The sequence below is a fragment of the Paraburkholderia translucens genome (assembly GCF_020881035.1).
GTDB classification, from domain to species: domain Bacteria; phylum Pseudomonadota; class Gammaproteobacteria; order Burkholderiales; family Burkholderiaceae; genus Paraburkholderia; species Paraburkholderia translucens.
The window spans coordinates 1-11787 of record NZ_JAJITC010000022.1 but is presented as its reverse complement, the minus strand read 5'-3'; the positions used below and the strand labels follow the sequence as shown (position 1 = coordinate 11787).

The 11787-nt window shown below is 57.8% G+C and carries 9 protein-coding genes and 2 pseudogenes; 6 read left to right on the top strand and 5 right to left on the bottom strand.

The features are described from left to right. Positions 1 to 70 precede the first annotated feature (70 nt). The 3 genes from arfA (at position 71) to LJ655_RS27665 (ending at position 2915) form a co-directional block, all read left to right on the top strand. Entirely contained in the window at positions 71 to 1591 is a 1521-nt protein-coding gene (gene arfA / locus LJ655_RS27675; protein WP_230564355.1) for an arabinosylfuranosidase ArfA, read from the top strand. Between the two features lie 34 nt (positions 1592 to 1625). Then, positions 1626 to 2369 (top strand): FadR/GntR family transcriptional regulator, encoded by a 744-nt coding sequence (locus LJ655_RS27670; RefSeq protein WP_230564354.1) that lies wholly within the window; start codon positions 1626 to 1628, stop codon positions 2367 to 2369. A 276-nt stretch (positions 2370 to 2645) separates the two neighbouring features. Continuing rightward, positions 2646 to 2915 (top strand): hypothetical protein, encoded by a 270-nt coding sequence (locus LJ655_RS27665; RefSeq protein WP_230564353.1) that lies wholly within the window; start codon positions 2646 to 2648, stop codon positions 2913 to 2915. 207 nt (positions 2916 to 3122) lie between these two features. Here LJ655_RS27665 and LJ655_RS27660 read toward each other — a convergent pair. From LJ655_RS27660 to LJ655_RS27645, 5 genes and pseudogenes are all read right to left on the bottom strand, one after another. Further along, positions 3123 to 3488 (bottom strand): annotated as a pseudogene (locus tag LJ655_RS27660) (transposase); the annotation flags it as partial. Next, positions 3431 to 3637 (bottom strand): annotated as a pseudogene (locus LJ655_RS30430) (transposase); the annotation flags it as partial. The pseudogenes LJ655_RS27660 and LJ655_RS30430, both read right to left, overlap by 58 nt. A gap of 476 nt (positions 3638 to 4113) precedes the next feature. Then, complete coding sequence (locus tag LJ655_RS27655) at positions 4114 to 5235, bottom strand: tyramine oxidase subunit B (protein WP_230564352.1); 1122 nt, start codon at positions 5233 to 5235, stop codon at positions 4114 to 4116. Positions 5236 to 5297: 62 nt separating this feature from the next. Continuing rightward, the gene (eno, locus tag LJ655_RS27650) at positions 5298 to 6572 is read right to left on the bottom strand and encodes a phosphopyruvate hydratase (RefSeq protein ID WP_230564351.1); all 1275 of its coding nucleotides are present in this window, start codon (positions 6570 to 6572) and stop codon (positions 5298 to 5300) included. A 1-nt stretch (position 6573) separates the two neighbouring features. Next, positions 6574 to 7983 (bottom strand): glycerate kinase type-2 family protein, encoded by a 1410-nt coding sequence (locus tag LJ655_RS27645; RefSeq protein ID WP_268991742.1) that lies wholly within the window; start codon positions 7981 to 7983, stop codon positions 6574 to 6576. A 176-nt stretch (positions 7984 to 8159) separates the two neighbouring features. Here LJ655_RS27645 and LJ655_RS27640 point away from each other — a divergent pair, with 176 nt between their 5' ends. The 3 genes from LJ655_RS27640 to LJ655_RS27630 form a co-directional block, all read left to right on the top strand. Beyond that, on the top strand, positions 8160 to 9563 hold the full coding sequence (locus LJ655_RS27640; protein WP_230564349.1) for an aminotransferase-like domain-containing protein: 1404 nt from the start codon (positions 8160 to 8162) through the stop codon (positions 9561 to 9563). A gap of 598 nt (positions 9564 to 10161) precedes the next feature. Next, the gene (locus LJ655_RS27635) at positions 10162 to 11283 is read left to right on the top strand and encodes a branched-chain amino acid ABC transporter substrate-binding protein (protein ID WP_230564348.1); all 1122 of its coding nucleotides are present in this window, start codon (positions 10162 to 10164) and stop codon (positions 11281 to 11283) included. Positions 11284 to 11376: 93 nt separating this feature from the next. Continuing rightward, a partial coding sequence (locus LJ655_RS27630) for a branched-chain amino acid ABC transporter permease (protein WP_230564347.1) occupies positions 11377 to 11787 on the top strand: 411 nt, incomplete at its 3' end.

Here is an 11787-nt window from a genome sequence, read left to right as displayed (position 1 = left end):
CAAGCGAACTCAATAGCCTGCGTGCCGCATCGGGCGGCACGCGCAGGCATCTTCCACAGGACCTATCACAATGATTGCTTCCCGCCTTGTCGTCGACCGGGATTTCGTCGTCGCGGACCTTGACCGGCGCGTGTTCGGCACGTTCGTCGAACATATGGGCCGCTGCGTGTATACCGGCATCTATGAACCGGATCACCCCGACGCGGACGAGCGTGGCTATCGAAAAGACGTGATGGCGCTCACGCGCGAACTCGGACCGACCATCGTCCGATATCCCGGCGGCAACTTTCTGTCAGGCTATAACTGGGAGGACGGCGTCGGCCCGAAAGCGCAGCGGCCCAAGCGGCTTGATCTCGCATGGTATTCGGTCGAGACCAATCAGTTCGGCACCAACGAATTCATCGACTGGTGCCGCGAGCTCGATATCGAGCCGATGTACGGCGTCAATCTCGGCACACGCGGACCGGATGAAGCGCGCCGTTTCGTCGAGTATTGCAATCATCCTGGCGGCACCACGCTGTCGGACTTGCGTCACGAACACGGCTATGCGAAGCCGCATGACATCAAGTTCTGGTGCCTCGGCAACGAGATGGACGGGCCTTGGCAAATCGGCCGCAAGACCGCCGACGAGTACGGTCGCGCCGCGCTCGAAACGGCCAAGCTGATGCGCGCGGTGGATCCCACCATCCAGCTCGCGGCGTGCGGCTCGTCGAACCACGAGATGGCGACCTATGGCGCGTGGGAAGATCGCGTGCTCGAACACTGCTTCGATCAGGTCGATTTCATCTCGTTGCATACGTACTTCGAAAACCGTCATGACTCGACCGCTGAATTCTTCGGCAACATCGACGTGATGGATCTGTTCATCAAGGAGATCGTGACCGTCGCGGACAGCGTGGCGGCACGCAAGCATTCGACCAAACGCATCATGCTGTCGTTCGATGAATGGAACGTCTGGTACAAGGCCCGCACGATCAACGATCTGCGCAAGCCGGGCTGGCCAACCGCGCCGCGCCTGATCGAGGAGGTCTACAACGCCGAGGACGCGCTGGTGGTCGGCGGCGCGCTGATCACGATGATGAACAACGCGGATCGCGTCAAGACGGCGTGCCTCGCGCAACTCGTCAACGTGATTGGACCGATCATGACCGAGCCGGGCGGCGCCGCCTGGCGACAGACTATCTTTTATCCGTTCTCGCAGGCATCGAAGTTCGGGCACGGCCGCGTGCTCAAGCCGGTGATCGAATCGCCGGCCTACGCGGCCGAAACCTTCCCTGAGATCGCCTACCTGTGCGCCGCCGTGGTCGACGACCGCGCGAGCGGCACCACGACGATCTTTGCGTTGAACCGGCACCTGACCGACGAGATGGACCTCAGCATCGAATTGCGCGGCCTCGGCGTGGAGCGCACGCTCGATCACGCGCTCGAACTTCACCACCCGAACATGAAGGCGGTGAATACGCGTGAGGCGCCGCTGACGGTCGCTCCCGCGACCAACGAGAATGTCTCGGTCGATGGCGAGAAACTGACGGCGCGTCTGAAGCCCGCCTCGTGGAACGTGATTGTCACGACCGCGGCCAAGCGCGGCTAGATGGCTCGCACGGGACGTCTACGAAGGAGGGGTGATGTTCGAGCGTGAGCCCGTCGTAGGGACGATGACCGCGCAGGTCGCGCGGATCGTCGGCATGAGGATCGTCTCGGGCGAGTTCGGCCCGGGCGATCTGCTCCCTGTCGAAAGCGAGTTGTGCACCGAGTACCGCGTGAGTCGCACGACGGTGCGCGAGGCGATCAAACAGCTTACCGGCAAGCGCCTGATCGAAGTGACGCCGAAGATCGGCACGCGCGTGTTGCCGTTCTCGGACTGGAATCTGCTTGACCGTGACGTGCTTGCCTGGCGGCTCAACGCGCAGTTCGATTCGAAGATCGTCGAGGACATCTTCGAGATGCGCCTTTGCTTCGAGCCGCGCGCGAGCTTTCTGGCGGCGCGGCACGGCAGTGACGACGACTTTCAGCTAATCGAGCGCCGCTATCGCGAGCTGGCCAGCGCGTATGCATCGCCGTCGGCGCAGTCGGATGTGCGGGCGGTGAGCGAGGCGGTGCTGGAGTTTCATATGGCGATCATCGCGATGTCGCAGAACGGCATGTTCATCACGATCGGCAGTGCGATCAAGGCGGCGTTGCGGGTGTCGTCGGAGATGCTGCTGCGGCAGGCGGCGCGGCCCAGCGAAGATATCGAACTGCACGACGCCGTGCGTCGCCGGATCGTTTCTCGCGACGCACAGGCTGCGTCCGCCGCGATGACGCGGCTGCTCGAAGCATCGCGCGAAAGGATGCTGCGCTACACGATCAGACCCAAGAACGCCGTGTGACGCACGGACGGCGTCTGCGGAATCGAAGGGGATCGGTCGAGCTTCGCAGCTTCGCCGCCCTTACGGGCGATCCATCTTCAACGAGGAGGCTCCATGGCAGAAGCGCTGTTCGATATTCCACTGAAATTGGCGAAGGCTCAATAAAAGGCGCGGCCGGATCTTCGCAAAACAGAATAATGCCCGGCGGAGCGGTTTCCATCACATCGACCCGGCAAGGCATTCACGCCGGAAGGCGCTCATCGCAGGCTTAAGGCATTCCTACCGATCTTCTGCGGGTTGGCCGCAGCTGTGATAACAGATCCCGCAGACCAGGCCGATTTCAATTCGGCCGCGAAGGCCGCGGGTATTCTGGACGGCATACCCAGCAAGTCCAGTTGCTCCGACCTGGAATGCCTCTTCGGCCTGATGGCGGTTCTGTTCGTCGAGGCGCCGCTGCTTGGGTCCAAGCCGGCTTATCAGGTGCAAATGGTGATAGACGAGATCGAGTATATGGGGACCGCGCTATCCGTTTCCGGCGGGGTGAGGGTGCCCCACCATTTTCACTAAACGGAAAACCATGCGTCTGGCGCTATAGGAAGGGCCGCTGGCAAAAAGAATACTAAGGAGGGTCTGCACAACTGGTTTTCAGAGCGTCGATCTTTTGCCACTTGAACCGAATCAGCCATGAGAATCTGCTGACAGGTTGGTCGCCCGGCTTTTGAACCGCGACGCCCCCCTGTTTGCCGAGACTTGTAACCTCAATTTCCAGGCATTTCAAGCTTTTCGCAAAGCCTTGCGTGCCATCCACAGGTTGCCCACCGCAAATAGTGTTGTGATCTGGGCGGTGTTTTTCATCAAACCCCGGTATCGGGTTTTCGTGTAGCCAAACTGCTGTTTGAGGACTCGGAACGGATGTTCGACCTTGGCGCGAATGCCGGCCTTCAGGCGATCAATCTGGTCGAATATCGCGTCCAGACGATCGTTCAGGTCCAGTTGTCTACGCCTGCGTGGCCGCATCCCGACATGCCAGCGAACCGGGTTTGCCTTGCAGCGCTTTTCAATACCCTGATAGCCGGCGTCAGCGTACACATTTGTTTCCTGGCCGTGCAATGGATCTGCAGCATCGTCGCAATCGGGAACGGCGGCCGTCCAGTCTTACCCTTCGGATAGTGCGGTTCGATCAACGCAATCAACCTCGACCATGGCACAACGCGCCTCATCTCATCGAGAAATTGCCGTTTGCGTGTACGTTTCGTTGACAAATCCGGACCAAGACCAAGTTGCGTCATCGAAGAACCCCTTGAACGTTCCTATCTCCCAGGATAGTCCACCCGTACGTCGACGCCAGGACTTTTGCAGACCCTCCTTAGGCTGCTTCTCCGTCCTTGAGCTTTTTGAAAGTGGCCGAAGGCAGTCACATTTTCGCTTCGCACAAAAGGCTTATGGTGAGATTTTCTGGAGTTCGAAGCGACCGTAGACACGCAAAAATGTGCGCGAGGAATGCGTTGAGAGAACTCGACGTCCTCGCTCCTGCGTCACTTTTCCTACCGCCAGTTCGGCGGCATGCCAAACGGTCGGTCACCACGGTACCCTCACATGACCATATCCTGGACAGGCGAACCCGCGAGGAAACAGCGATAACAGAGAACGCTATTTTTATCGTGCGGCACGTGATGGCCGCTACAATCTCGCCTGGCCCCGGGAAGCATCGGGGTGATGCGGCCGGTAGCCCCCTTTGAACCTGCGCTAGCTTTTTTGGCGCGAATCACAATGAGTTGGGCTTCTCCCAGAGATTCAGCGATTGGCCAATTCCCTGCCGCACTGCATTCCTGTACATTTCGAAGCCCCAACTGATGTCGAAAACAGCCATGCCGCAGGCAATGAAAATCACCCGTTCCTTCGCGCTCTCCCGACCGGGCTTATTGCCATTGACGACGTCACCCAGACCAGTCGAATCCGCTAGCGTGGGCAGTTTGCCGGCATCGATCAACCGGTAGAACGGCCCGCCGATCACACCGCTGTAGTAGGCGTCCTTGTTCCCCGACGCGATCGCGTCCTCGACGTACGCCTCTTGCAGGGGAGTGTGATCGAAGACGATCTTGCAATTGGTCAGGAAAGAATCGTCGGTATTGAATGGTCCCGACACCAGAATGGTTGCCCCTTCCTTGATCCACTCATCCTTGAAGTAAAGCGGCTTCAGGCGCGAGGCTGCGACCGTGATGACATCCACATCACGGAAGCCTTGCTCAGCCTGGTCGACGCCGATGGCGCTGATGCCGTACTTTTCTTCAACCCAGCTGGCAAACTCGTTCGCCTTGTCCAGGAAGACGTCGAAGCAGATGATTTTCTCGATCGCGTCGAGTTGGGTCATGATCGCAGTTAGGCAGGCCTTGTTGATCGGGCCGCAGCCGATGACCGACGCGGTCTTCGAATCCTTGTTGGTCAGATGCTTTGCTGCGACGCCAGGCACAGCCCCGGTTCGTGCGGCACTCAGAAGGTTCGCGGACATAAGAGCCAGTGGGGCCCCTGTGTCCTTATCATTGAGCATCATGGTCAGAATGGAGCGCGGCAATCCCTTCTCTGCATTGGCATGGTTCGACCCATACCATTTATTGCCGCAGACATCGAAACGTCCACCGAGATAGCCGGGCATTGCGGCGAATCGCCGGTCCGGTCCCGCTACCGGCATGTTCGGAAACTTCGTCTCTTTTGGGAAGACGATGTTCATGCCGTGATTGTTGTGATTGGCGCCGCCCATGAGGTAATCGCCGTTGCCAAGAAGACTGAAAGTCTCCTCGCATACAGAAACACATTGCGCTGCATCCAGTACGCCGGCTGCGATCATGTCCGGCTCTGAAAGATAGAGAAAGTCGATTTTCGGATACATTTGAGTCTCCCATTCGAAGGGGTTTGATGGTATGTCGGCAGGCATCCGACGGCAGAAGCGCGTCAAAACCGAAGAAGTGGCGAAATGTCATAGAGGCGGCAACCGGGGCTTCGTGCACTGGCACGCATCAGAAAGTTCAGCTTTTCGATGCGTTCTCCGGAGCGCGGCGCGCCGTTCTTTTGAAATGGAACCCGGAGGCCGACCGAGAAATCCATCACGACGTCATTCACGACGCCACCGGAGCGACCTGATGGCACCGCGATCATCCCGTGTTCTTCGGCAAATCGATAAGCGTCCAACGCCTCCGTGATCGTGCCGACCTGATTGGGCTTGAGTACGAAACCATCCACGGCCCGGAGTTCGTAAGCTTTCTTAAGCAAGGCAGGGTTGGTCACGGTCAGGTCGTCGCCGAGAACGATGGTGTGGTCGAGTTCGCGAACTGCTTTGATGTAGCCGCTCCAATCGTTCTCGTCGAGCAGGTCCTCAATAAAAACAAGAGGGAAAGTCTCCGTCAGGAACCTGGCATAGGCGATCAGTTCGTCCGACGATACCCATTTGCCTTTCAGCAGATAGGTATTGGTCTCCTTGTTGTACATCTCGCTCGAGGCACAATCGAGCGCGAAGGCGATTCGGCCTGTATAGCCGCACTCATCAACGGCCTTCTGCATCAGTGCCAGGATCGTTTCGGGGTCTTCTGACGGCGCAGCATAGCCGTAGGAACTGGCAACTTGTGGCTTATGTCCCAGGTAATCCGTAAGTACTTCGGCGAGCTTCTGGAATACGGCAACCGCCATCTCGATGGAAGAATCGACGCGATCAGTGCCGTAGGGAACAATTAGGAACTCATTGAAAGCCTGCGTCAGTCCATCGTATCGCCCGCCGTTGACCACGTTGAAGCATGGAACCGGCACGGTCCGGATGTCGCCACCTGCGATGTGCTTGTAAAGAGGAGTCGAGAGCGCGGCCGCCGCAGCGCGGAAAGCCGCAACGGATACGGAGTAAATCGTATTGCCTCCCAGCTGCCTCTTGTCTGGCGTGCCATCGAGGGCGATCATTTTTTCGTCGATGGCTCGCTGATCGAATACGTTCATGCCGGTGAGCGCCGGGCCGATGACGTTGACCGCGTTGTCGACGGCTTTATGAACGCTTAGCCCCTTGTAGCTCGACGGGTCGTTATCCCGCAGGACAAATGACTCGTGCATGCCAACCGAAGTACCCGTGGGCGCGGCGCCCAGACCGATCGCACCGCCTTCGGTACGTATCTCGACTTCCACAGCGGGGCGGCATTTGCAGTCGATGATCTGCTGGGCTCGGACGGATGCGATCCTGTCTTCCATGTTACTCGCCCCCCTTCAGTTCAGGAACGTAAAGTATGTTTAGATCGCACAGGTTGGTGCCCGTGTTTCCGGTAAAAACAGCAGAATTAATCGAGTCGAGAGCCTCGAAGCAACTGTGATCACGCAGCGCTTGATAGAGACTGATCCCCTTGTCGGCCGCGGCCTTGAAGCTAGTGGAATCGGTGATACCGCCAGCGACATTTGCTGTGCCGTCCGTGCCTTCGCTATCGATTGATAACAGGCAAGCGCCCTGTGTCTTGGCGGCCGTTATGGCAAAACTCACGGCCATTTCTTGGCCTGGGCCACCGTGGCCCTTGATCGCGCTGTTGTCATCGATCAGCGTCGTAACTTCGCCGGAACTAAGAAGCACACACGGAGGCTTGACCGGGTTGCCATATGTCTGGATCTCGCGCGCCATCGAAGCTAAGAAAGTGCCGGCGTCCCGGCTCTCACCCTCAAGGAAGGATGAAACGATCATGGCCGGGATACCCATCTTTTCGCAAATTTGCTTGGCGTAGATACAGGAATCCGGCAGCGTGTTTATCAGGAAGTAGGTGTTGTCGGGAAACGCTTTGGGCGTTTCCGATTCAGGGCCTGCGTTCATCAAATAATCGACAACGCTTGCAGGCAGGCGATCGGAAACATTGCGATTGACGATCGTCGCGCGGGCATCGTCCAGCGTCGTCATGTCGGGACCGATCGGCGTGCTCTTATAGGCCGAATAGGGCACAGCGATATCGCCCGTGGCAGGCGAGCCCACCGCATCGCTGATACCGAATCCAATCAGTTCGGCTCCTACCTCCTGAATGCGCTTCGCCAGCATCCCGCCATTCAAGGCTGAAATGTGACGGCGTACCGCGTTGATTTCGTATATGCCCGCGCCGGATTTCAATAGCACGTCGGTGGTATCGATCTCATCCTGCAAGGTAATGCCATCAATCGGACATGACATGAGTGCTGAGCTGCCGCCGCTGATCACAGCAATAAACAGGTCATCGGGTCCCGCCTGATCGACGAGTTCGATAATTTTTCTGGATGCGCGGTGCCCTTCTTCGTTTGGTAGTGGGTGTCCACCAACGAAGACTTCGGTCCTGTTGAATCGATCTGTTTCCTCCAAAATCTTTACGATGGCGATCCCCTGCGTCAGGAAGTCTCCCAACACGTGATCCACCGCCATCGCCATGTGATTGCAGGCCTTGCCGGCCCCGATCAGGTACACGTTGCGCTTCAGCGAGAGATCCCATGAGCGGGTTCCGACATGCAACACGTTGCCTTCCATGCGCATGATATTTCTGATCCGCTGGTAGCTGTCCAACCTCTCGAGTGTCCGGTCGGCAATCTCGAGTACGACTCGCCGGGAGGACAAGTCGCCGTGCGTGAGGATCGCGTTTGCATTTCGTATCTTGTTCATGCTGAGGGAAGACAGTCAGGGTTATCGCCACGGAGTCGGGCGGGATGGCCATCAATTTAGGCAAACGACCTGCACAGATACATGTACACTTGGTGGGACCGCGAAATAGCTGTATAGGGCGGGGCGCCTCTACACCTGTTCAGTTGTCCGTCCGCGTTCTTCTTTGTGGGACCACGATGAAACCCGTTTTGACCTTGGATTCCAAATCGGATACGCCTCTCACCGTACAGATCGTCGCGGGCGTGATGAATGAAGTCGCTGAAAAGCGCTGGCGAGCCGGTGCGCGCGTGCCGAGCATCCGTGCATTCGCCGCGGCGCACGGTGTGTCGACCTTCACTGTCGTCGACGCCTATGATCGGTTGGTGGCGCAGGGCGTACTGGAAGCGCGACGTGGATCCGGTTTTTACGTATCTGATCGGTGCCACAGCGCGCCGCGGAAGGTCGCCGAAAACCTCGATGAGAGGGTTACCAATGGCTGGTTATTGCGAAACTTCCTTGGCGCGAATGAAGGAGCGATATACGCGGGAGCCGGTTGGCTTCCTGAGCCGTGGTTCGACAGCGATGGTCTAGCGCGGGCGCTCAGACAACTCGCATTGCAGCCGGAAAGCCTGCTGGGTTACGGGCACGCAAGGGGGTACGAACCGTTGCGAGAACAGATAGCCCGACAGCTATCCGACTATGAAATAGAGGTGGATGTCGGCGGGGTTATGACGACTCTGGGTGCGAATCAGTCGCTAGACCTCGTCATACGGCAATTCACTCAGCCGGGCGACACTGTCATGGTCGATGAACCGTGCTATAGCGACCTGCTCGTAGCCTTGCGGTTGCGCGACGTTGAAAGCATTGGGATACCGATGACACCTACCGGACCCGACACTTACGTCATGGAGACGGTTCTCGAAACGCGTCGTCCAAAAGTCTACTTCACGAATAGCCGACTTCATAATCCCACCGGCGCGAGTTACAGCTCGGCCACGGCCTTCAAATTGCTGAAAGCTGCGGAACGCTATAACTGCGTGATCGTGGAGGACGACGTCTCTGCCGATCTGGTGCAAGGTTCGCATGTGACGCTGGCATCGATGGATCAACTGAAACACGTCATTTATATTGGCAGTTTCTCGAAAACAATAGGTGCGGGTCTGCGCGTCGGTTTCGTGGTAGCAGAGGCTGGAATACTTGAGGGTCTGCTCTATCAGAAGCTGGTGTCGGGTATGTCAACACCAACCGTCACTGAACGGCTGGTGAGCGCGATACTGGTAGAAGGGCATTTTCGCAAACAGACGGAACAGTTGAGAGACCGTCTCGCAACCGCCCAGGAGCGAGTCTGTCGCCGGCTTGAAGCAATCGGATTTGAGATCTTTTGCGAGCCCGGGGCTGGTATGTTCGTGTGGGCGAGACCGGCAGGAGTCGAGCTGGATTCGGCGGAACTAGCCGAGCGTGCCTTAGACAAGCAGATCCTGCTTGCGCCCGGACATCTGTTCTACGGCGGACGCGTAAAGACTGGCTGGCTAAGATTTAACGTGGCACACAGCAACTTCGACCGGCTCTTTACCTTTTTAGCGGAATCCGTTGCGCCTTAAACCTTCCCCTTCGCACGGAGCACATTCCGAATCGATGTTTGGTCGCTAGTCCTCACGCCATTGCTGCCAACTGAAGGGCGAATTCCGGTTGACCACTGCTGCCAGGTCGACGAACCCGCACGCCTGGGACGTATGCCGGCTTGATTGTCTTGACACGGCTGCGGCGCTCGACCTCGAGATCCTCCAGGTAGAGCATGCGCGCTCGCATGCGTGCGCCGGCGAACGCATGCCTCAGATGCGTTCCGTCAAGGCGAGGAGCAGCCAATTCGGCTGAGCCCTTTCATAGTCATGCTCGGTTCTTTGATTGCGCGATGGTGCCGGTCTTCGAGACCAGCCGCTGCTTCTGTCCCGTCGATCCAATTCAAACCTTCGTATTTCTTCTTAACCTGGTCCAGGGAGCCTCCCTGGAAACTGTGCAGGTCTTGCCGACTGCACAGGCAGGGGCACGTGTTGGGGAGTGTGCATGTCGCGTTGAAATTTGAACAAAAAGAATACGCAGGCTTTTGCGAGCGCATGTGTTCCACAGAACTGAATGCGGATATCGGATCACATGATGCGAGAGCCGGTTGCCAATCGATCACTGCGAGGAGAAAGATTTATGGACGGTATTAAGACCACGGCCTTGTTCGCTGCATTCCTATTCACTATCTGCATGACTGCGGAAGCAGAAGTCGTCAAGGTGGGTGTTGCAGGTCCCTTGACGGGAGGGCAGTCGAATTTCGGCAAGGACGATGAGCGAGGTGTCCGCCTCGCGGTCGAAGACCTGAACCGAAAGCCGATGATGATCAACGGCCAACCAGTCACGTTCGAAGTGGTGTCGGAGGACGACGCAGGGGATCCGAAGACGGGCGTGTCCGTCGCTCAAAAGCTGGTTGATTCAGGCGTGAAGGCTGTCATAGGCCACTACAACTCCGGGGTGACGATTCCCGCATCGCGCATCTATAACAATGCGCGCATTCCGATGATCACTGGCGCGGCATCGAATCCGGCGATTACACAACAGAACTTACCCTATGTGTTTCGTCTGGCCGCCAACGACAATGTCATGGGCGCGCGCATGGCCGAATACGCAGCAAAGGTGTTGCATGCCAAGCACGCGGCCGTGATTGACGATCGCACGGCATACGGCTCAGGAGTCGCTGACGTGTTCGCTGCCACGGCGAAGAAGAACGGTGTCGAGATTGTCGGGCGAGAGTATTCGAACGACAAGGCGACTGACTTCAACGCGATCCTGACTCATATCAAAGCCGAACGTCCGGACGTGATTTTCTATGGCGGCTACTATGCACAGGCTGCTTCGATCGCACGACAGTCCAAGCAGTTAGGGCTTGAGGTTCCGATTATGGGAGGTGACGGGATCTGCTCTGTAGACATGCCGAAGCTCGCTGCAGGATCGCTGGAGGGTCGAGGGTACTGCGCTCAAGGCGGTTCGCCGTTGGCGACATTGCAGGGCGGTCCCGAATTTGCGACCAGATTTGAAGAGAAGTTCGGTGAGAAAAACGATATCTACTCACCGGCTTTCTACTCGGCAACCATGGTTGTGGCACAAGCAATCAAGGCCGCGAATTCGACCGATCCCGAGAAGTTCGTGCCGGTGCTTAAACAAATGCAATTCTCTAGCTTGGTCGGGCGGATAGCTTTTGACAAGACCGGTGAGTGGATAGATGCGCCTGTGACGGTCTACAGGGTGTTGGGCGACACCCTCAATCCGATCCGCTAAACGCCGTTAAGACCTCGGAAAACAGCTAACGAGCGGCGCCAAGTCGCTCGTTTCGTACGTACAGGTCAAAGGCCGTAAAGGCGTGGGAGAGACATGGACATCCTCGTCCAACAAATCCTGAATGGACTGGTGCTTGGCAGTGTCTACGCCATCATCGCACTGGGCTACACGATGGTTTACGGCATTCTGGGCATCATCAACTTCGCTCACGGCGATGTGTTGATGGTGGGCGCGATGGTCGCGCTTTCCGCCATAGGCGTGCTGCAGAACCACTTTCCCGGCCTCGGCAATGTGCTGACGCTCGTCATCGCGTTGATCATCGCAGCGGCGGTGTGCTCGGTGGTCGGCTACACGATCGAGCGCGTGGCCTACCGGCCGCTTCGCCGCGCGCCGCGTCTCGCGCCGCTGATCACCGCCATCGGTGTGTCGATCCTGCTGCAGACGCTCGCGATGATGATCTGGTCGCGCAATCCGCTGCCGTTCCCTCAGTTGTTGCCCACCGAC